This window comes from Citrobacter sp. RHB35-C21, from assembly GCF_013816515.1.
GTDB lineage: Bacteria > Pseudomonadota > Gammaproteobacteria > Enterobacterales > Enterobacteriaceae > Citrobacter > Citrobacter braakii.
Window position 1 is genome coordinate 818,244 of the sequence record NZ_CP057147.1, and the last position, 17,719, is coordinate 835,962.

Here is a 17,719-nt window from a genome sequence, read left to right on the forward strand (position 1 = left end):
TCTGCATCACCAACATCGACCAGTTGGGCGTAATCAAGGAGGACGTCTGGAAAACGAATCTATGGTCACTCCCGTTTTTGCAACACCGATTTTGACAATAAGTTGGTTTGCTTGAATCTATTCGGCATCAGAGTGGAATTTTTTTTCCACGCCTCGATGAGTTCCGCGCCTGATGAACCTCCAGAAATTATACGGCTTCATCGAGCCTTTCCGTTTTACAGGCCGGTGGGCCGTTTGTATCATCAATAATCAGTATTCGCAAAACCAGATAAGTGATTGTTTAAAAGTGTTATTCTCGTTATGTTTCGTAAGTTTGCTGTCGTGCCGTAAGTGCCAAGGCTATTCTAGCCAGCTTGTTTGCGAGAGCGCAGGTCACGACAAAGTTACTTTTCTTACACAGTAACTCCCTGACCCAATCGGCAGGCTTGCCAGTCTGCTGTATCCGGAGTCCGACAGCCGTCCTGGCGAACTGGGGGATCCTGACTGGGCTGAAATCCACATGGAGCTGCGTAAAAAAGGCGTCACCCGTCATCTGTTATGGGAGGAATACTGTCAGCGGGTACCTGTCAGGGCATACAGCTACTCACAGTTCTGCTACTGCTATCAGGCATGGTGCCAGTTGCAGAAGCGCTCCATGCGCCAGCAGCATATCGCCGGGGAAAAATGCTTTATCGACTACTGCGGGCCAACGATTACTGTCATCTCGCCGGAAACTGGCGAATGCCGCCAGGCACAGATCTTCGTAGCCGTTCTGGGGGCCTCAAATTATACCTTCGCTGAAGCCACCTGGACGCAGTCACTGCAGGACTGGCTTCTCAGCCATGTCAGGATGCTGGAGTTCTTTGGTGGAGTACCCGAAATACTGGTACCGGATAATCTGAAAAGCGCGGTAAACAAGGCCTGCCGTTACGATCCCGAGCTGAATCCATCCTACCAGCAACTGGCTGAGCATTATCAGGTTGCAGTGATACCCGCCCGTCCCCGAAAGCCCAGAGACAAACCCAAAGCGGAGGTAGGCGTGCAAATCGTCGAACGCTGGTTCCTGGCCCGGTTACGTCACCAGGTCTTCTTCTCGCTGTCGGAGCTGAACCACTGTATCCGTACGCTGGTTGCCAGCCTCAATGCGCACCCCTTCAAAAAGATTCCCGGCAATCGCAGGGAAGCCTTCGCAAGATTGGATCAGGCCGCGCTTCGCCCTCTGCCGGTACATCCATGGCGCTACCTGCATATTAAAAAAGCGAAAGTGAATATCGATTACCACGTTGAATCTGAGCAGCATTATTACTTTGTTCAGGTCAGCTTCCATCTGCGCGATACGGCGGGAGACCTTTTCGGAACGACTGCCGAAGTTCATCCGGCGGAGCTTGTCCAGTTGCGCCTGCAGATAGTCTATTTCGCGTTCACGGGAGGCCAGTTTTTCCAGCAGGGCCTGGTTCAGCGCTTCCTGTTCGGCAAGGCGCTGTTTCAGCTGAAGGATGTCGTCAGAAGAGGTGTCGTTCATAAGCCCGTATTTTACCAGGCTTATACAGCAACAACCAGGATAAAGAGGACTACAGCATGGTCAGGGATGTCAGCAGCCTTTTAGGCTGTCGCCAGTCGATGCCCTCGAGGAGCATCGCCAGTTGTGCCGGCGTCAGGAACACTTTGCCATCGCGGGCCGACGGCCAGGCGAAGCGGCCGCGCTCCAGCCGTTTGGTCAGCAGGCACAGCCCGTCGCCGGTTGACCACAGCAGTTTGACCTGACTGCCGCTAAGGCCCCGGAAGATGAATACGTGGCCGGACATCGGATCATCTTTGAGCGCTGTCTGCACCTTTGCGGTGAGGCCGTTGAAGCTATTACGCATATCGATGATACCGGCAAGCAGCCAGATTTTGGTCCCGGAAGGTAACGGGATCATCGCTTCAGTTCCTGTATCAGCAGAGTCAGAAGTTTTGCGCTGACAGAGCCATTGAGGCGGAGCGTCCCGTGCCGGAAGCTCACTTCACAGCTGATGCTGAGCTCTGAGTTCTCAGCGGGCTGTTCTGGCTGTACGGCGGTGGCATCGAGAGCCACAGGAAGTAGCTGAGGACGCTCTGAGGAAGGTAATAGCAGCTTTCCCTCTCGCCACTGCTGGTGCCATTTGAACAACAGATTAGCGTTAATGCCATTTTCAAGCGCCAGTTTTGAGATGGATATCCCGGGTTAGCAGGAGGCGGCAACGAGCTGCTGCTTAAACTCCGGAGAATAATTAGGGCAGCCTTTACGTCTGCCGGGAGTTACATTTTTCTGCATATCTGACACTTTGGTTCCCACTACTTATTGGTCTGCGCCCCAGATCTTGGACAACCCTATGCAGCTTGCCTTAGTCGGTATTCTACCGTACTAAGGCCTCCAAGTTTTTCTTTTATTCTCAGATTGTTGTAATAATCAATATAGCTGGTGATGTCTCGTTTTAACTCTTCCACGCTTTTGTACTCATTAAGGTAATAGCATTCAGCTTTCAACGTCCCGAAGAAGCTCTCTATTGCGGCATTATCAAGGCAATTTCCCTTACGTGACATGCTCTGGGTTATACCATTGCTCATTAGCCATTGCTGCCATCGCGGCATCTGATATTGCCAACCTTGATCGCTATGCAGGAGTGGTCGTTCAGCTTTAGCCAACAGTTTCATAGCGTCGGTGAGCATAGTATTCACCATCGATGGCAATGGATGGGCAGCAAGGTTGTAAGCGATAATTTCACCATTATAAAGATCCATTATCGGTGATAAATAAAGCTTCCGACCATTTACTTTAAATTCAGTGACATCTGTTACCCACTTCTCGTTTGGTCGCTCTGCATCAAACTGTCGCTTCAGGATGTTATCGCAGGTTCTACCTTCTGACCCTCTGTATGATCGGTATTTTTTTATGCGGATCAGACTGCTAATCCCCAGCTCTTTCATTAATTTTCTGACAGTTTTACCGTTAAGTAATACCCCCTCGTTACGGCATGCCAGTCTGATCCTTCGATATCAGGGCTGAGTATGATCTCTGATTGCTTCATTTCAGCCCTGAAGGATACACAAGAACCCCGTTCGGTCCGCATTGGACCCACGAAGGAGTCAGAAACTGTAGCCCACTCATAACCCAGGTGTAGCCAGACTGAAAGAGCATACTGATCGACCAGAATTCACTCGCTGCTGCCGTGAGTAATAGTGTGACCAGAATAAGTACTATGATCGACGTTAGTCGCTCAACCCGGTGATATGACTGCATTGCGGCATTAACAGGAAGACCTGCCAGCTCCTGGTAATCCTGTTCATCCAGAAAACCATATAACTTATTTCTCCAGGTGGTTCTGTTTTTTCCCAGCAGTAAAAGGGAATGCCTGTTGATATAGACCGACACCCCGTATGAGATGGCGATATACAGGGCCAGTGCACAAAATGCCAGGGCATACACTTTTTGCGGACCACTTGCCTTCAGAGCCTCCAGACTGTAGCGAAGAACCAGCGTGCTGATAACCAGGGCCATATCTTTCCACAACGCGGAAGACAGGTCTCGCGACTGCTGCAGAATTTTTTGGGTATCCTCTGTCAGGTTTTTTCGCAAATCGCCCAGCGATTTCAGGGTGTCTTTTCCCCCCGTCCGGATATGGGCCTTGTAGAGCAGCCTGGCTGACTCCAGCGCAGGGGGGAGCCGGTACACAATGCCTTCACAGAATGTGACACCCTCCGGCCATTCTCTGGCCAGTTCGCTGGACAGAAAGGTATGTTTAAGCTCAATTTCGTCCCCTTCCAGAAAAATCCATTTTGCCGTTTCCTGAATGACGTCAAAGGCGGACAGAGTCTCATGTTCTTCCCCGAAAGAGATTTTCCGTGGCGGTTTTCCGGACAATCCGACTTTTTTTATTTCAGCGGAAAAAAGCTCATTGGCGAAACACTTCAACAACTCCCGGCAGGCGAGCGACGCCCAGAGCTTCATGGGTTCGTCGGTCATTTTATCGCCGGATATCAGGATCCAGGGGGTGATGGTATCCGGAGGAAGAAAGTCGGTTGAAAAACACCTGATAATACTTTTTGTGGCGGAGACTGTCCGGGTGGGGGCGTTGGTTTCGCTCTCTTCCGGCTGCATCTGTTTCCATGGCACAACCTTCCACTGTTGTGTTTCAAACGATTCATTGACAAACAGGGCGTAGATACGGTGATACTGACGAAGCCTAGGATCCTGGAGTAAAAACGTGCGCCACCCTTCCAGGGTGAAGAGTCGCAGGATCCCGGGGATCTCATCGCTGATTATGGTGATAAAGTGTTTCTGACCGGGGACACCCTGCGCAGGGTGGATATCATCCCGACTTTCATCAACAAAGGTGATCCTAAGGTTTTCAGCATCAGTATCTATCACATCTCCCCATAACTGAAGGGTGTCATTATCCATGGTTCCGGAAATGAACAGTTTCCGGGTGGTTGTTTGCTGATCTTCCGTGATCACCAGATCAGATGCGCGGCGTGAGCAGTCAATTGCCTTACCGATTTTTTCCAGTATCGATGTCATCTGTCACCAGCCCAGCAGTCACAATCACTATACGTTTTCGCCCGTCTTCCATCGTTTCGATATCCGGGGCATTATCCTCATCGTAGATAACGATAACATCTTCCAGTGTTTCCAGTTTTCTTTTCCGTGGCTTAGGGATGTTCTCAGGGACGATCCGGAAAGATTCACCTGAAATGCCCAGGTCTTTTATTTTTCGGGTGAAGGATTTGACCAGTGGATGATCTTCTTCCATTGGTCCAAAAATCTGGTTCAGCAGGGAAAGCGGCTCATCGGTATTAAAATCCTGTGCCCCGTGATGTAACGTTTCATAAATCTTGTTAACACCACTGCGTCTGATGTCGTCCGGCAGCAGGTCGCGGTGCTTTTTGAAGACATCCTTAAGCGCGGCAACCAGTTTGTTGCTGAGGTCGGTTGTACTGTTGACTCGTTGTACCTGCAAAAAACGCTCAAAATAAACGGAGATATTGGTTCGTTTGCTGCGATCCCGTACGACAACCTGTCCACCCTGAGCATCTGCCGTCAGGCGGACCAGAGCAATTTTCTGCATGGCTTCCGCTTTCTTGACGAAACTTTCGCGGAAACGTTCGAGTCTGGGGACCTGAAACTCGTTTCCTTCTTCATCCAGCACGTAACGCACCACATCTTCATTATCATATTTAATGAGAGCAAACAGTTTTTCATCGTTGAGGGTGCGAAGCTCAAAAAGAAAGAATACCCCCATACTGGCATTCTTGGTGTGATGGTGAGACTGAAAATCGTTTGCAAGAAAGGTGGACTGTTCGGTGAAACTACTGGTGTTGGTATCGGCATGGTTCCTGATGAGGCGCAGAATACGCTCTGTATTGGACAATTCCGTAAACCGGAACATGTTACCGCTTAATGCAGATTTAATCCGCTCCAGAAAAAAATCGACGTGTTCAGGCGGTGATATTTCACTGAGCAGCACGGGGATCTCCAGTTCCCCGCCAACGACATGGAAAATCATTCGTTTTATTGTCAGTGCATTAATTTCTTCATCCGTTAAAAAGCTCATAGTGGCATCCCGTTATTTCGTGTCTTATTTTATCATTAATTGCTGTGGCAGGCTTTAACCTGGGTAGTATAGGTAATCCACTGTCCCTGCGTAAAATATTTCAGCTCAGGGTCAGGTGTTAGTGAGCCTCCAATACCTCTGTGAATAAAGGTATACAGGGAAAAAAATAAAATAAGGAAACATTCTCCCGGCATTTCTGCCGGGAGAAAAGATTATAATTATTGTCTGGCGTAATCGAAAGGTGAGACCGGCTTTTCATGGTTTGCATCCAGAAAATCCCCCCACCACTGCAGCATGAGCCTGCGTTCATCCAGAAACTCCGCTTTATGAATGTAAGCTGCACGTACGCCATTACGTTCCTGATGGCTCATCTGGCGTTCAACAGCATCTCTCGACCATAACCCTGACTCAATCAACGAACTACAGGCCATTGCCCGGAAGCCGTGGCCACAGACATCGACCTTTGTATCGTACCCCATCAGGCGTAACGCGTTATTCACCGTATTTTCACTCATGGGTTTCCACGGATTGTGATCGCCAGTGAAAATCAGCTCATATTCCCCGCTGATGGTGTGGATCTCTTTCAGAATCTCCAGCGCCTGAGTCGAGAGTGGCACCAGATGCTCTGTCCGCATTTTTGAGCCACGATAGGAATACTTCACCCCTTCAATCGGTTTCCGCTCTGGAGGAATGGTCCACATGGCTTTCCTGAAGTCGATCTCAGACCACCTGGCAAAGCGAAGCTCACTGGAACGGATGAAGATAAGCAGGGTAAGTTTAGTTGCCAGTCGGGTGAGAGGTTGTCCTCTGTAGGCATCCAGCCGTTCAAGTAGCTCTGAAATACGATTTAAGGCGAGGGCAGGGCGATGCTGGCGTTTCACCGTCGTTAAAGCACCAGCCATATCTACGGCAGGGTTATAACTGATAATGCCTGACTGAGCAGCATAGCGCATGATTGCAGTGATACGCTGCTGAAGGCGGGCTGCAATCTCATAAATCTCTTTAGCTTCGGCTGCTTTAACGGGAACAAGTAAATCGGGAGTCCTGAGGGTGGTAATGTCACGTGAGCCAATAAAGGGAAACACATGTGTCTCCAGGCTTTTCAGTATTTTCTCGCTATGAGAATCCGACCATTTTTTATTGCTCTTATGCCACTGTCTTGCGATGCCTTCAAATGTCTGAGCTGTTTCGGGTACAGATTTTTTGATCCGTTTCTGTTCGCAAGGGTCAGTTCCCTCAGCTATCAGCTTCCTCGCAGTATCGCGTTTTTCCCTTGCTTCTGATAACGAGACTTCAGGATAGACGCCCAGAGCAAGTGTTTTCTCTTTGCCCAGAAATCGGTATCGGAGCCGCCAGTAGCGCGAGCCGTTAGGGTGAACAAGCAAAAACATGTTGCCGCTGTCGGCAAGTTTATAAGGTTTATCATCCGGTTTAGCTGCACGGATTTTAGCGTCAGTGAGCGCCATTGGCGGTATCTCCTGATAGTAAAAAGGGTATAAATTTTATCGAATCAGACTATACCCTCAGTTATACCCTCGCAAGGGACTTGATGCGGGTTGAAGTTGATTGAGCTGGGTGGAGTTAAGGGATTGTAGAAGTGTTGCTTTTGGCGGGCTTAGAATGCAAAAACGGACCTCCGTGGAGGTCCGTTGATATGAATTTGGTGCCCGGACTCGGAATGGATTTTGTTTTGTAATTGCATTGATTAGAATGGTTTTTATCTTGTTCCATAAACGTTGAGGCCCCCATTAAGGCCCCCTTCTGCAAAGGGTCAAAATTTGATGGTTGAACAGGAACTTTTACATCCATCTGAATACTATTTGATGGCAAGGTATAGTGATCTACTACGGAATCGCAGTGAGCACCATCCATGTTTGAAAATGATACCATAATTTGGTTCCTTACTGTTTAGTGGGCAACGCCCCTGGATAGTGTTTCGCGATAATGTCGTTCAGCTTATCGACCAGCTCCGATCGCCTGAACGTGATATGGACAGTTCCCTTCTGAAAATACTTAATCACAGACATCTCATCCTCATAACGGGTGCTATGCCTGTTCTCATGGATATGGTCGCTTAACCGGCGCGTGACGTCGGCGCGATTGTCGGGGATGGCCTTCCCATCCAGCAGCATCAGCATGCGCTCAAGGTCCGTTAACCGGTCACGCTGCCAGCCCCAGTTCAGACCAAATCCCCACCGGTCATATTTGACAAGCCCCGTCACGATGATTTTCCCGCCAAACCTACAGGGGCTGTTTGTCTTAAAATTCCAGCTCAGACCTTTAAACACGTTAATCACACCTCGTTCAAACACCTCACCTTTATTCAGATGCAGTTGTTCGAATGTGTTGAGAATATTCTCTTCACTGATAGCCGGAATATCGTCTTTCTCCAGGCTGTTGTACCACTCGTCGCGGACCTGTGCGTCCATGAGCGCCAGCATTCCCGAGCGTTGCATCAGATCCCGCCATATACCACGATCGATATTGCGAGTAATGGCTTTCATGGCCGTATCAGTATCCTCCATCAGCCAGCAGTCGTAGCTGTATTGCCGCATTCCCTATTCATTCGCTTTACCACCGCCGATGCTGCGGGTCAGCGTCGAGATATCGTCAAGTTGTTGTATCAGCGTTTCAATCTGTGCAATCGCGAAATTACGTCCGGTGATGATGCGCTCAATACTGGTAGAACAAATCACATCGGTATGGCCGGTTAACACTTCAGGTTCGGTGAGGGTAAGATCTGACATTTTAATTTCCTTTATATAAAGCAAAGCGCCAGCCGGTAAGGGCTGGGGCTTATAGGTGTGTGGTGAGTATGGTTCGGTGGCTAACAGGTTCTGGTCTGTTGCAGAAGCTGAAGATGGCGGAGATTACGAACATCGTTTCGCGCCTGCTCAATCCAGGGCAACAGCACTGCTGAATCCGTCTTGTCTTCGTCGTTGTCGAAAATAATGCCGGTGTTGCAACTGATGTTGTCCTGCAGCCAGCCAATCAGAATGTTGAGAGCCACTTCGGTGGTTAATTCCGGCATGTAAAAACCTTGTGGTGATTGAGGTGGGGTTACCAGTCAAAGGTTGTAAAACTTGGTAGCACTTCGCCAAAGGCATCCAGATGAACAATGCCAGCGGCGTAGCGACGCATAAGCGTCACTAATAACCGACGGCAGGCTTTTGACAGACCGAGGCGTTTGAGGCGTAAGACCGGAAACGACCACGCGCCCAGGTGGAGCAGATAACCCGAGCCGGTATAACTAATCCATTCAGACTCGCCAAAGTCTTCATGCTGGTGTGAAAGGGTAAACAGCAGAGCATTGTCTTCCGCCGTGATATGTGCAGTGCTGCACTGAATGCCGTTCAGGCGGGCAACGGGCGGAATTGGATCTTCAACAATCAATTTCCCCGGTTCGTCAGCAACGAGAAGCGAATAACCGTTCTGGTTCACCACATTGATCAGGTCGGTCAGTTCAATACCGTCAATGTCTACGACGATCCGGCCCATGTTGAGGGCCAGTACGTTGATGGCATCGGCTTCCACCGTCAGGGACAGCTTCATGGTTGCACCTCACGGTATTTGCCGGTGGTGATGTCGGTAACGGCCCTGTAGCTATGACGGGTCATCAGCCCGGTGGCTTTGCGGGCGCGGAGAATATCGATACTGGTGAGAAGCGGCGACTGAGTTTCCGCGTTAAAACCGCGACGATCAGTGCGTACCAGGTCGTATTTCTCCACGATGAAATTCACCGCGTCGCACAGTGAGATACCGGCATCGATATGCTCTTGGATCACACCATCTTTGCCAAATGGCGTGTCGTTGAGCGTCAGACCGTAGTGACGGTCCAGCAGGTGACTCAGGAGGCGCTGCCAGATCGCCACGGGTGACGGGCGTGGCGAAACCTCCCGTTTCGGAGGAACAGGTTGTGTTTGCATAATGGAAACCTTTACTGGTGAGTTAAACGAAGGAAAACTGCCGGGAGGTTTATTCTGTTGTTGCAGGTGTCGGGTAAATTGCGAGATAGACGTACCCGTGCGAGCCGAGGCTGTCGGCCTCGCATATCAGCCCTTTTGCATACAGCGTGACGCAGTGCTGATGACGGGGATTCAGCTCACCGGAAAGCAGCATCAGCTCCAGTTGCTTCAGCAGTAGCGGGAATGCCTGGTCGAGATGGCGTAAATCCGCGTCGCTGAAGGTGCCGGTGATGCTGGCGCGGTCGTTCAGGTAATGCAGCCGGTTGCCCTCCTGCACCAGACGTGCGCCAAAACAGGGGGTGATATCGCGTTTAAGCCCCCACCAAGGGGCGGCGATATCGTGGTTTACAGGCGGTATTGTATTCGACAATTTTAGCCTTCCTTAAACGTGAATTAATTCAGCGTAACGCTGCGTAATACGACGTACGGGCCGTTGCGGTCCTGACGGTGTTCTGCGAAGACGGCGAGCACGCCGCTGATATCCTGCACTTCCCGACCTGCGTAGTGGCAGATGCTGCCGGACCATGTGTATTTGCCGGCACAGAAGCGAAACAACCGGGACTGCGGATGCTGGCGGTATATCGCCATCGCCTGGCGTTTGCTGATGATTTTCATCGTTATTCTCTCCTTAAAGCCACCCTCTCTCAGCAAACGAGACGATCTCCATGCCGCCCACCACCAGGTGATCAAGCAGTCGGATATCAACCAGCTCCAGCGCCTGCTGAATACGCGTAGTGACCTGACGATCTGCATTGCTGGGTTCGGCAAGGCCTGACGGGTGGCAATGCGCCACAATGACAGCGGCACAGTTATGCTTCAGACCGGCCTTAACCACCTCGCGGGGATGGACCTGCGTATGATTGATGGTGCCGGTGAAGAGCGTTTCGTGGGCTATCAGACGATGCTGGTTATCGAGGAAGAGTACAGTGAATACTTCACGCTCCAGTGAGGCGAGTTGCAGACGCAGCCAGTCACGAACGGCGGTGGTGGAGGTAAAGGAGGCGCCGGGCTCGCGTAACTGGCGTTCCAGCAGGGTCAGCGCACGTCGGATAGTGCGCTGTGCGGCGGGAGATATTCCCCCGCTGTCGGGGGGGCAAGGGGTTATATTCATTGGCTTTTCCTTTATGTTGACCCGTCCGGGATTGATGTGTTGTACAGTTTCACGGCAACGACGAACTCGTCGTGCTGGGATTCAAACCATGACCAGATAGGGAAGAGAGAGGTGCCCGTCAGAAAATGCAGGAAGAGTTCGTCGGTCACAACGTCTCCGTCCTCATCCCTGACCGTTATTTTCCCCAGCGCATCCCACAGGGTATTCAGGTGAGACAGTTCATACGACATGGCGGGATGCTCAGTCGATGATGTGCATGATGGCGCTGCATTCCGGGTGACTGAGCGCGTAATCCCGCAGGCGGTAGTAGTGCTCCGTCATGGCATCGCATTCGGTGCGCATGGCATGGTGGCTGTAAGTCATCAGACAGACGGCAATCCCCGCAGCGTCGGCACTGAGTTCACCGCCGTTGCCGTTCATAGTGTTGAACAGCGACCACGGTTCATTGTTCTCCGCTTCCGGGGCCATAAACGCACCACCGTTGCTGAGCGTATAAAAATTCCAGATACCGCCGTTGTAGTCGGCGCAGAAACGGTCCATCCACGCGAAGACCGTCGGCTCAAGGATTATCCACTGCGGTATGCTGCCGAAGTACTGCGGCCAAAAGCCGATGCGCTGCTCGTCCTGTACGAGGGTGGCAGTCAGCGCTGGCGCAGAACCGGCAGGTTGTGGCGGTAACGGAAGGGTATCGTGAAGGTTAATAATGTCGGTCATGTTAGTTTTTCCTTGTTTATTTATCGGGTTGGGGATGCTGGTTCAGCAGGAGTGACGGGCAGGACTGCGCATAGCCATCTTCATCGCACCGTGAGGGCCAGATGCTGTCAGACACAGACAGTCGGCACAGGCTGAGCTCGCCGGGACGGTAGCAAAGATGTCTGCACCAGGCGCAGAGGTCATCGTCGGAGATGGAACGGCAGCCGGACTGGTTTTGCAGGGAAACGGGCCAGACAGCCGTCAGACGGGTATTTGCAGGAATGTGCTGCATCAGCTCAGTGCCTGCTGCAGTTCTTCGGCCATCACCCAGAGCGCGCGGTTGAGTTTGATATCCCCGTCGATACCGTTAACCGCACGAGTGTGGGTACGTTTACCCTGCGCGGTGCGTCCGCTCAGCCCGCCTTTCAGCAACGATTCCTGAATGCGGTTATAAACGGTCCACAGGTCGTCCTGATGGTCCTCATACCGTCGCGGTGTCAGTATCTGCGCTGCGGTCACCGGCTGATATTCTTCACCAAAGCGGTATGTCAGTGCGGCGTTCGCCAGGGCATGTTGCGCGGGTGCTGGTAGTCGAAGTGACTGCATGGCCTCGCGCTTTTCTTCCACCCGATCAAAGACACCGAGCACTTCATAAGCCCCCTCAATCACTTTCCCGGCCACATCGCCACGATGCGGTACACGAATTTCACCGAACGACTGTCCGCAGACGAGCCCGTTGGTGCAGATGGCTCTGAACAGCCCCGGCAGCATCTGGTATGAGCTGCTACCATCGTGCGAGTTAAGCAAAATGATTTCGGGAACCTGCTGGCCGGTTATCTGACCGGTACGACGCAGGCGCAGCAGATGTTTGGTGTGCTCCCGGCGGTCAGGGTCGCGTACGCGTGACTGGCAGGCGAAGAAGGGTTCAAAGCCTTCGCGTTGAAGATTTTCGAGCAGAGTAATGGTGGGTATGTAAGCGTATTTTTCGCTCCTGGAACCGTGGCGATCTGCACTGAATACGCTGGGAACGACCTGCATCAGTTCTTCGCGGGTTAACGGACGATCGCGACGGATCTGGTTTGTCCGTCCAAAGCGGCTGGCTAGTCTCATGGTAAATTCCTTATTGTTGATTTAACGGCATAAACAAAAAAGCCATGCTCCTGTGGGAGCATGGCTTTTTTGTGTGGTCGCTATTGGGTTAAGCTGTGGTGTGTCAGTGTTTGGGGATCCCGTGGCTGAGCAGATAGCGGTTAAGCCATTCCCCGGCACTGGCTTCAAAATTCCAGGCCCGCCAGATTAACGTCCCCTCGCTGTCGCGAATAACCAGCCGAAAGTGCGTACCCTGGTCATCTTCTATAGTGACGTTGTGGTAAAGCGTGACCACGGCTTCAGCCTGTCGGCGGGTGAATTGCCCTGGCGGTAACGACGTATCGTCAGTGACTTGCATATTCAGTTCCTGATGAATGGCATAAAACAAAATGCCCCGCTCAGTGAGCAGGGCATCAGTGGGTTAAGTGTGTGGCAATAAGCTGCAGTATCTGTTCCATGAGCGCTGTGATTAAGGCACCTGCGAGCAGGGTTGCCGCCTGTCTGGCGATGTAAATACTGTCTTCGTCATAGCCTTCTTCGCGGAAGTGGTCTTCCACAAACTGCTGCGCCCGGCTGCTGGCGCACCACGTCAGCACCTGACGCAGGGTGTTGAGCACGATTTTCAGGAATGTCATTGGGTCAAATCTCAGAGGGGGGATCCGGATGAATCTGGGGCACAAGGAATGCCCCGGCCGGATAATAAGAGGAGAGCTGCGTTACTGCGGTGACGGAGACTCCGGCGGCACAGGGGCCTGACCATGAATAATGCGGTGCTTCGCCAGTGCCTGCGGCATATCGTTGATGCAGTATGTAATGTAGAAGACGTTGAGCACCACGGTATAAAACGCATTCATCTTCAGGTCAAACCGGAAGGTGTTCAGCGCATAGTGTCGCAGTGCTGCTCTGGCCTTAAAGGCCCAGACGATGTACATCACGCCGCAGGTGAGCGACAGAATGCCGCTTAAGGCCAACAGTGTATCGCTGCCCGTGTCGTAGCCCGCCAGGTCCGGTGAGGCCATCACGCCGAACTGTCGTCCGAGCCCAAAACAGACGGCGAGCCAGATGATAAACAGATTGCCGCAAACCGGATATCCGGTGGTGTCGCTGATAATCTGCTGTTTTCGGTACAGCCACAGTAACGGCCAGATGCCGCAGGTGGCGACGGTGAGTAGAACAAAATGCAGGGTTGGCGTCGTCAGTCGCTGGCTGAGTGTCGAAATGTCGGTCATATCGTATTGTCCTTGATTGATTTTGCTGTAAACCGGGGATGCGCCGGGTTACCCGGCGGTCAGTGTCGTGCATTCGGGCATATCAGCCAGAACCTTGTGAACGTTTCCAGCCGAAGGGGTAAAGTGCCCCACCTGTTTGTCGTTGACGTAAATCTCAAACGACGTTGCTTTTCTGATGGCATCAATGAACGACAGCCAGGCGTTGTCGCCGTTACGCCAGCCCAGAGAGGACGGCAGGGGGAACGTCTGGTCATCCGTGACGACGGTGATGGCGGTTTTCTCATCCTGTGAATCGGCACCGCTGCCGTCAGGCAGGGTGAGCATGACGTGATGCTGCAGGATATTCTGGTCGTCAGGGTTGCCGGTGCAGTTCAGGTTCATCATCACGTTTTCCGGGCTGGTGATGATGTACTCGGTGACGCCCATACCGAAGCCACTGCTCCACATATTGGGGACCGCCTGTGCCGTGATGGCAAAGGTCAGTAATCCTGCTGACAGGATGGCGTGCATGAATCGCATGGTATTTTTCCTTCTCAGTCAAAAATGTTGTTGGGGGGCAGCCGTGTTACATGAGTTGTTTACCCACGACGATAAGTCCGGCCAGCCAGCCGATATACTGTGGGCCCACAAGCCAGAACAGACGGGCCTTGAGTAATCCGGTCATTCCTTCGCGGGTGTATACCGCATCCGGCATCAGCCATTGTCGAAGAGCAGCACCGACCGTCATACCGGCTCCGGGCCCAAGCGTCATCCAGAACAGATATTCCATTCCCTGACCAAAACTGCGTATCTCGCCGGTACTCCCGAACACGTTAAACAGCACGACCACAAGCGCGATGGCGAAGGCAATCGCGAAATATTTAATGACAAGCGCCATGTTCAGATTTCCTTATTTTCTGCACTGCTGAGCAGCGCTCAGCATGTTGTCCATGAAGCGCGGGGGGACATAACCGTATTGCTGGTTCATTTTCTCCAGCTCCCCGTGCGTATATTTCGTTTTGAGGTCATCCCGGATACATCCGCAGACGGCGGTAGTACCGCCGCCTGATTTGCATCCCCGGATAAACTCGCGTTCATTTTTGTCGCCACAGCCGCTCAGGGTTACGGCAGACAACATCAGGGTGAAGAGCAGCAGAGGGCCTGCGACAGGTTTCACGATTTGACTCCTTTGGGTCTGGATGGATGTTCAGGGTGTTGTTCCCTGAAGGTGTGAATGACATCACTGATAAAGCGAAAGTGGGGCAGTGCGCTGATAAATCCCTCTTCAGTAATGAGCGAACTGATTTCGCTCCGGCGACGGAAGGTTTGCTCTGAGAGTGAGGCCGAGATAATGTCTTCCAGCCGGAACACCCGAAGGCTCCCCCGGCAACAGACGACCAGATACCAGTGCTGATGCCGGTAAATCAGGCGGTAAGGCTCCTGCTCATCGTGACGGACACCGCCGACCAGCAGACTGACCACCCGGTGATGACAAATGGCTTCGGCCAGACGATGAAAACTGTCAGCCTGTGTCCATGCTGGCGGTAAGTCGTGCCAGATAAAGCAGGGTGAGGTGCCCGTTTCATTCATCAGCAGGTGCATCAGTTGCCGGTTCTGCGACGGGATAATGCGTGCGATACCGGTACTGCGGGCAAAGGAAACGGCCCCCGGAGAGTGATCACGCGTGGCGCTCTCACTGAGCCGATACGTGCCGTTCTCCCCGATAATGTCGAGGTGGACCAGCCGTTGATGTAAGTCACGACGCAGGGTGCGTATCGATACACCAAACTCACCGGACAGTGTCTGAAGGGTCAGCGTTTCTCCGGCCATTAACCGGCTGATAATGACCGACAATCTGACGGCCAGCCGGTCGTAGCGGGCCTCTTCATCGGGTCGTTGCATGGACGCTCCGTGTGCGATAAATAGGTTGATATTTCATGCGGTTATTATGCGGGCGGGGAGGGACACGTTATGTCCATCCCCCGTAATGGCGGAAAAGAAAAAGTAAAATTCATCTTTCAGTAAACAGGAGAATTAACAAAGGGTTAGTGCCAGGTAGCTGAAATGACGACAGCATGCTGACACGCCCTGTCATCAGTCGTGCCGTAGCGAGTACGGTCAGCGGCTCAGGCTTTGTGCAGGATGGGCTGACCCTTATTAACGTTACGGTGCACTGAAGATATGCTCGCACTGCGTGCAGCCGTATTCATCAAAGACGGTACCGTCCAGTTGTTCTCCGGCCAGAGAGCCTGCCACCGCACCAGCACAGGCGCCGGACAGAAAACCAATGAGGCCTCCGGCTATCGTACCGACAACCGGAATGACTGAACCTATCAGCGCACCGGTGGAGGCTCCTTCAAGCCCGGCAATGCCTCCGGCTGTTGCGCCAATGACCCCACCCGTCTTTTTACCCACATGGCGCAGTCGTATGTTTTGCGAACCGCAATTCGGACAATGCATTTCTTTCTCCCTTATTACTGGCAATAAATAGCCGCCTTCATGAGCTGGCGGACCGTGTATCAGAGAGACCTGGGTACCGGAACAGAAAGCATAGCTGTGACTTAGCGCGAGAAGCATACGCACGGGTATTTTGTGGGACAGTTGACCCGGGAGAAGGAATAACGACGGTAACAGGGTATCGGGACCCCGTTTGTTCTTACTGGACACATTAACCTCCGTGAGTGAAATAACAAAACGGCAGCACTTCTGCTGCCGTTCTCACACCGGTAATATAGGTCTGAAATTATTTTGAATGTCATTTCTGGTCTGTATTACTGCCTCCGCTCACCTTGTTTTTAGCGCAAAGCCCTCACTCACCACCACAGGTTTTTCGGTAATGGTCATTAATCAGCATTTCCAGCATATCACTGATGCGAACTCCGCTACGTTCTGCCATAAAGTCCAGTCGAGTTTTTGTTTCGTTCTTCAGGTACGTATTGAGTGCTTTTTTATCGGTACGGGACTGACGTAATTTTTGCTGGTTCCAGGCTTTATTCAGGTTCAGAAGGAATAAACGCTTTGTATCCGGTGCATCGTCCCATAAGTCGATCGCCGTGCGCAGGGCTAAATTGCGTTCAGAATGACTCAGGGGGGTAAACCAGGTACTCATTCCTGGCGTTGAAATATTTAATGAGAGCCCGATAGTGGGCGCATTTCTTTCTTCCTGAAGCGATTTGAGGCTGTTCCATGCCCACAGTACCGCGTCTTCTTCATTAGGTAACCATTTCAGCGGAGCTGGTTTGCTGTAAATATTTTTCCACTGGTCTTTCAGCCTGTCCATGACCTGGCGCTTGAGATGATTTACCGGTGGGGTCGGAATAATAATGTTGTCGAAAAAAGAGATGATAATATTAATTCTTTCCTGGTGGCTTGTCGGAGATACACTCAGATTCATTCGCTGATACCAGTTCTTTCCGAACTCTGCATTTGCTGGTTTGTCAATACCAAGTTCGTAGTCTCCGGCCTTGCAAATATACGCCCATAACCAGAATGTTGCCCGTTCATCCTGTTCTAGCCAGTCAAAACTTTCCAGCGGAAGGATGTTTTCATCACGGGCTGTTTCCATATCAGAAAAAAGTCTTGCCCGCTGTTCTGCATTCGGTATGAACTGATTAATCAGTTTGTTGAGTGCCTGTCGACAACTTTCTGCATCCTGGTGAGGAATGTCACGGGTGTTAATTATTTTATTAATACCCAGCCACCCGGCATAAAAAGCACAGACTCTCAGGTCACGGGTTTTTATAAGATGTTGTCTGCCATTGTCGTAATGTACAACCATTGTGGATACCTGTAATCGTAAACTACATAGTAGTGGTTATGGTGGTGATTGTTGTAGCTACACAGTATCACGATGATGGTTTTATCGTCACTTAAAAACACATCTGGTAGTCATCGTGAGGTTTTATTGTTGATTTATACTGGTTTTGACAAGGTTTTACCATGGTTTTAAAGTTGTCATTTTCTTTGTTTATCTCTCAGATGCTTCTCTGTTTACTGGATGAGTATCGTCTCAATAGGTTATCTTGTTCTCCTGCATGCTTTCGTTTTCATCCCCATCATGGTGCCTGGTTCGCTTCAGGGGGCATTTCTGGTATCAGGTCGGGC

23 protein-coding genes and 5 pseudogenes are annotated in these 17,719 nt (G+C 51.5%); 1 reads left to right on the top strand and 27 read right to left on the bottom strand.

The window, feature by feature from the left end; all coding sequences use genetic code 11:
* Positions 1–298 precede the first annotated feature (298 nt).
* Positions 299–436, bottom strand: a pseudogene (locus HVZ39_RS04010) (IS110 family transposase); the annotation flags it as partial.
* Positions 437–478: 42 nt separating this feature from the next.
* Between HVZ39_RS04010 and istA the strand changes: the two are divergent.
* Positions 479–1,291: pseudogene (gene istA, locus HVZ39_RS04015) on the top strand (IS21 family transposase); the annotation flags it as partial.
* On the opposite strand, the pseudogene HVZ39_RS04020 reads toward istA, so the two are convergent.
* The 26 genes and pseudogenes from HVZ39_RS04020 to HVZ39_RS04145 all read right to left on the bottom strand — a co-directional run.
* Positions 1,289–1,501 (bottom strand): annotated as a pseudogene (locus tag HVZ39_RS04020) (IS66 family transposase); the annotation flags it as partial. The pseudogenes istA and HVZ39_RS04020 sit on opposite strands and share 3 nt — an antisense overlap.
* A gap of 49 nt (positions 1,502–1,550) precedes the next feature.
* Complete coding sequence (gene tnpB / locus HVZ39_RS04025) at positions 1,551–1,898, bottom strand: IS66 family insertion sequence element accessory protein TnpB (RefSeq protein WP_047357846.1); 348 nt, start codon at positions 1,896–1,898, stop codon at positions 1,551–1,553.
* A gap of 430 nt (positions 1,899–2,328) precedes the next feature.
* A pseudogene (locus HVZ39_RS04030) lies at positions 2,329–2,994 on the bottom strand (IS3 family transposase); the annotation flags it as partial.
* Between the two features lie 28 nt (positions 2,995–3,022).
* Positions 3,023–4,516 carry a hypothetical protein gene (locus HVZ39_RS04035; protein ID WP_048999018.1) on the bottom strand — a complete coding sequence of 498 codons (1,494 nt, stop codon included), beginning with the start codon at positions 4,514–4,516 and terminating at the stop codon, positions 3,023–3,025.
* The gene (locus HVZ39_RS04040; protein ID WP_047357844.1) at positions 4,488–5,549 is read right to left on the bottom strand and encodes a nucleoid-associated protein; all 1,062 of its coding nucleotides are present in this window, start codon (positions 5,547–5,549) and stop codon (positions 4,488–4,490) included. The genes HVZ39_RS04035 and HVZ39_RS04040 overlap by 29 nt, the downstream gene beginning before the upstream one ends.
* Before the next feature lie 218 nt (positions 5,550–5,767).
* The gene (locus HVZ39_RS04045) at positions 5,768–7,015 is read right to left on the bottom strand and encodes an integrase arm-type DNA-binding domain-containing protein (protein ID WP_047357843.1); all 1,248 of its coding nucleotides are present in this window, start codon (positions 7,013–7,015) and stop codon (positions 5,768–5,770) included.
* A gap of 435 nt (positions 7,016–7,450) precedes the next feature.
* A pseudogene (locus tag HVZ39_RS04050) lies at positions 7,451–8,296 on the bottom strand (DUF4942 domain-containing protein).
* A gap of 80 nt (positions 8,297–8,376) precedes the next feature.
* On the bottom strand, positions 8,377–8,580 hold the full coding sequence (locus tag HVZ39_RS04055) for a DUF957 domain-containing protein (RefSeq protein ID WP_009652505.1): 204 nt from the start codon (positions 8,578–8,580) through the stop codon (positions 8,377–8,379).
* A gap of 29 nt (positions 8,581–8,609) precedes the next feature.
* Positions 8,610–9,101 (bottom strand): DUF5983 family protein, encoded by a 492-nt coding sequence (locus tag HVZ39_RS04060; protein ID WP_009652438.1) that lies wholly within the window; start codon positions 9,099–9,101, stop codon positions 8,610–8,612.
* The gene (locus HVZ39_RS04065; RefSeq protein ID WP_016154457.1) at positions 9,098–9,475 is read right to left on the bottom strand and encodes a TA system toxin CbtA family protein; all 378 of its coding nucleotides are present in this window, start codon (positions 9,473–9,475) and stop codon (positions 9,098–9,100) included. Before HVZ39_RS04065 ends, HVZ39_RS04060 begins: the two co-directional genes overlap by 4 nt.
* A 49-nt stretch (positions 9,476–9,524) precedes the next feature.
* A complete protein-coding gene (locus tag HVZ39_RS04070) occupies positions 9,525–9,884 on the bottom strand; it encodes a type IV toxin-antitoxin system YeeU family antitoxin (protein WP_009652436.1) in 360 nt (119 codons plus the stop codon).
* Between the two features lie 23 nt (positions 9,885–9,907).
* Positions 9,908–10,129 (bottom strand): DUF987 domain-containing protein, encoded by a 222-nt coding sequence (locus HVZ39_RS04075; RefSeq protein WP_009652392.1) that lies wholly within the window; start codon positions 10,127–10,129, stop codon positions 9,908–9,910.
* Positions 10,130–10,142: 13 nt separating this feature from the next.
* Complete coding sequence (gene radC, locus HVZ39_RS04080; RefSeq protein ID WP_016154455.1) at positions 10,143–10,625, bottom strand: DNA repair protein RadC; 483 nt, start codon at positions 10,623–10,625, stop codon at positions 10,143–10,145.
* A gap of 11 nt (positions 10,626–10,636) precedes the next feature.
* Positions 10,637–10,855, bottom strand: coding sequence for a hypothetical protein (locus HVZ39_RS04085; protein ID WP_009652503.1), 219 nt, complete (start codon positions 10,853–10,855; stop codon positions 10,637–10,639).
* 10 nt (positions 10,856–10,865) lie between these two features.
* Positions 10,866–11,339, bottom strand: coding sequence for an antirestriction protein (locus HVZ39_RS04090; protein WP_009652453.1), 474 nt, complete (start codon positions 11,337–11,339; stop codon positions 10,866–10,868).
* 16 nt (positions 11,340–11,355) lie between these two features.
* Positions 11,356–11,610: a hypothetical protein gene (locus HVZ39_RS04095; RefSeq protein WP_009652519.1), complete on the bottom strand. Its 255-nt coding sequence runs from the start codon at positions 11,608–11,610 to the stop codon at positions 11,356–11,358.
* Positions 11,610–12,428: a DUF932 domain-containing protein gene (locus HVZ39_RS04100; protein ID WP_009652424.1), complete on the bottom strand. Its 819-nt coding sequence runs from the start codon at positions 12,426–12,428 to the stop codon at positions 11,610–11,612. The genes HVZ39_RS04095 and HVZ39_RS04100 overlap by 1 nt, the downstream gene beginning before the upstream one ends.
* A 103-nt stretch (positions 12,429–12,531) precedes the next feature.
* On the bottom strand, positions 12,532–12,765 hold the full coding sequence (locus HVZ39_RS04105) for a DUF905 domain-containing protein (RefSeq protein WP_009652474.1): 234 nt from the start codon (positions 12,763–12,765) through the stop codon (positions 12,532–12,534).
* Between the two features lie 55 nt (positions 12,766–12,820).
* Positions 12,821–13,042: a hypothetical protein gene (locus tag HVZ39_RS04110; RefSeq protein ID WP_032950095.1), complete on the bottom strand. Its 222-nt coding sequence runs from the start codon at positions 13,040–13,042 to the stop codon at positions 12,821–12,823.
* An 81-nt stretch (positions 13,043–13,123) separates the two neighbouring features.
* On the bottom strand, positions 13,124–13,636 hold the full coding sequence (locus HVZ39_RS04115; RefSeq protein WP_032950094.1) for a DUF4234 domain-containing protein: 513 nt from the start codon (positions 13,634–13,636) through the stop codon (positions 13,124–13,126).
* Positions 13,637–13,684: 48 nt separating this feature from the next.
* Positions 13,685–14,155 carry a hypothetical protein gene (locus tag HVZ39_RS04120; RefSeq protein WP_009652431.1) on the bottom strand — a complete coding sequence of 157 codons (471 nt, stop codon included), beginning with the start codon at positions 14,153–14,155 and terminating at the stop codon, positions 13,685–13,687.
* Positions 14,156–14,201: 46 nt separating this feature from the next.
* Positions 14,202–14,513, bottom strand: coding sequence for a hypothetical protein (locus tag HVZ39_RS04125; protein WP_009652410.1), 312 nt, complete (start codon positions 14,511–14,513; stop codon positions 14,202–14,204).
* 12 nt (positions 14,514–14,525) lie between these two features.
* The gene (locus HVZ39_RS04130; RefSeq protein ID WP_032950091.1) at positions 14,526–14,792 is read right to left on the bottom strand and encodes a hypothetical protein; all 267 of its coding nucleotides are present in this window, start codon (positions 14,790–14,792) and stop codon (positions 14,526–14,528) included.
* Positions 14,789–15,517: a WYL domain-containing protein gene (locus HVZ39_RS04135; RefSeq protein ID WP_009652433.1), complete on the bottom strand. Its 729-nt coding sequence runs from the start codon at positions 15,515–15,517 to the stop codon at positions 14,789–14,791. Before HVZ39_RS04135 ends, HVZ39_RS04130 begins: the two co-directional genes overlap by 4 nt.
* Before the next feature lie 261 nt (positions 15,518–15,778).
* Complete coding sequence (locus HVZ39_RS04140) at positions 15,779–16,075, bottom strand: membrane protein (protein ID WP_009652512.1); 297 nt, start codon at positions 16,073–16,075, stop codon at positions 15,779–15,781.
* Between the two features lie 349 nt (positions 16,076–16,424).
* On the bottom strand, positions 16,425–17,180 hold the full coding sequence (locus HVZ39_RS04145) for a hypothetical protein (protein WP_234034805.1): 756 nt from the start codon (positions 17,178–17,180) through the stop codon (positions 16,425–16,427).
* Between the last annotated feature and the right edge of the window lie 539 nt (positions 17,181–17,719).

Excerpts from the sequence above, each read along its gene's own strand:
- HVZ39_RS04055 (WP_009652505.1), bottom strand. The coding sequence starts at position 8,580 with ATGCCGGAATTAACCACCGAAGTGGCTCTCAACATTCTGATTGGCTGG.
- HVZ39_RS04105 (WP_009652474.1), bottom strand. The coding sequence starts at position 12,765 with ATGCAAGTCACTGACGATACGTCGTTACCGCCAGGGCAATTCACCCGC.
- HVZ39_RS04090 (WP_009652453.1), bottom strand. The coding sequence starts at position 11,339 with ATGACCGACATTATTAACCTTCACGATACCCTTCCGTTACCGCCACAA.
- HVZ39_RS04065 (WP_016154457.1), bottom strand. The coding sequence starts at position 9,475 with ATGCAAACACAACCTGTTCCTCCGAAACGGGAGGTTTCGCCACGCCCG.
- HVZ39_RS04075 (WP_009652392.1), bottom strand. The coding sequence starts at position 10,129 with ATGAAAATCATCAGCAAACGCCAGGCGATGGCGATATACCGCCAGCAT.
- HVZ39_RS04145 (WP_234034805.1), bottom strand. The coding sequence starts at position 17,180 with ATGGAAACAGCCCGTGATGAAAACATCCTTCCGCTGGAAAGTTTTGAC.
- HVZ39_RS04060 (WP_009652438.1), bottom strand. The coding sequence starts at position 9,101 with ATGAAGCTGTCCCTGACGGTGGAAGCCGATGCCATCAACGTACTGGCC.
- HVZ39_RS04120 (WP_009652431.1), bottom strand. The coding sequence starts at position 14,155 with ATGCGATTCATGCACGCCATCCTGTCAGCAGGATTACTGACCTTTGCC.
- HVZ39_RS04035 (WP_048999018.1), bottom strand. The coding sequence starts at position 4,516 with ATGACATCGATACTGGAAAAAATCGGTAAGGCAATTGACTGCTCACGC.
- HVZ39_RS04085 (WP_009652503.1), bottom strand. The coding sequence starts at position 10,855 with ATGTCGTATGAACTGTCTCACCTGAATACCCTGTGGGATGCGCTGGGG.
- HVZ39_RS04110 (WP_032950095.1), bottom strand. The coding sequence starts at position 13,042 with ATGACATTCCTGAAAATCGTGCTCAACACCCTGCGTCAGGTGCTGACG.
- HVZ39_RS04115 (WP_032950094.1), bottom strand. The coding sequence starts at position 13,636 with ATGACCGACATTTCGACACTCAGCCAGCGACTGACGACGCCAACCCTG.
- HVZ39_RS04140 (WP_009652512.1), bottom strand. The coding sequence starts at position 16,075 with ATGCATTGTCCGAATTGCGGTTCGCAAAACATACGACTGCGCCATGTG.
- HVZ39_RS04100 (WP_009652424.1), bottom strand. The coding sequence starts at position 12,428 with ATGAGACTAGCCAGCCGCTTTGGACGGACAAACCAGATCCGTCGCGAT.
- HVZ39_RS04135 (WP_009652433.1), bottom strand. The coding sequence starts at position 15,517 with ATGCAACGACCCGATGAAGAGGCCCGCTACGACCGGCTGGCCGTCAGA.
- HVZ39_RS04095 (WP_009652519.1), bottom strand. The coding sequence starts at position 11,610 with ATGCAGCACATTCCTGCAAATACCCGTCTGACGGCTGTCTGGCCCGTT.
- radC (WP_016154455.1), bottom strand. The coding sequence starts at position 10,625 with ATGAATATAACCCCTTGCCCCCCCGACAGCGGGGGAATATCTCCCGCC.
- HVZ39_RS04040 (WP_047357844.1), bottom strand. The coding sequence starts at position 5,549 with ATGAGCTTTTTAACGGATGAAGAAATTAATGCACTGACAATAAAACGA.
- HVZ39_RS04125 (WP_009652410.1), bottom strand. The coding sequence starts at position 14,513 with ATGGCGCTTGTCATTAAATATTTCGCGATTGCCTTCGCCATCGCGCTT.
- tnpB (WP_047357846.1), bottom strand. The coding sequence starts at position 1,898 with ATGATCCCGTTACCTTCCGGGACCAAAATCTGGCTGCTTGCCGGTATC.
- HVZ39_RS04045 (WP_047357843.1), bottom strand. The coding sequence starts at position 7,015 with ATGGCGCTCACTGACGCTAAAATCCGTGCAGCTAAACCGGATGATAAA.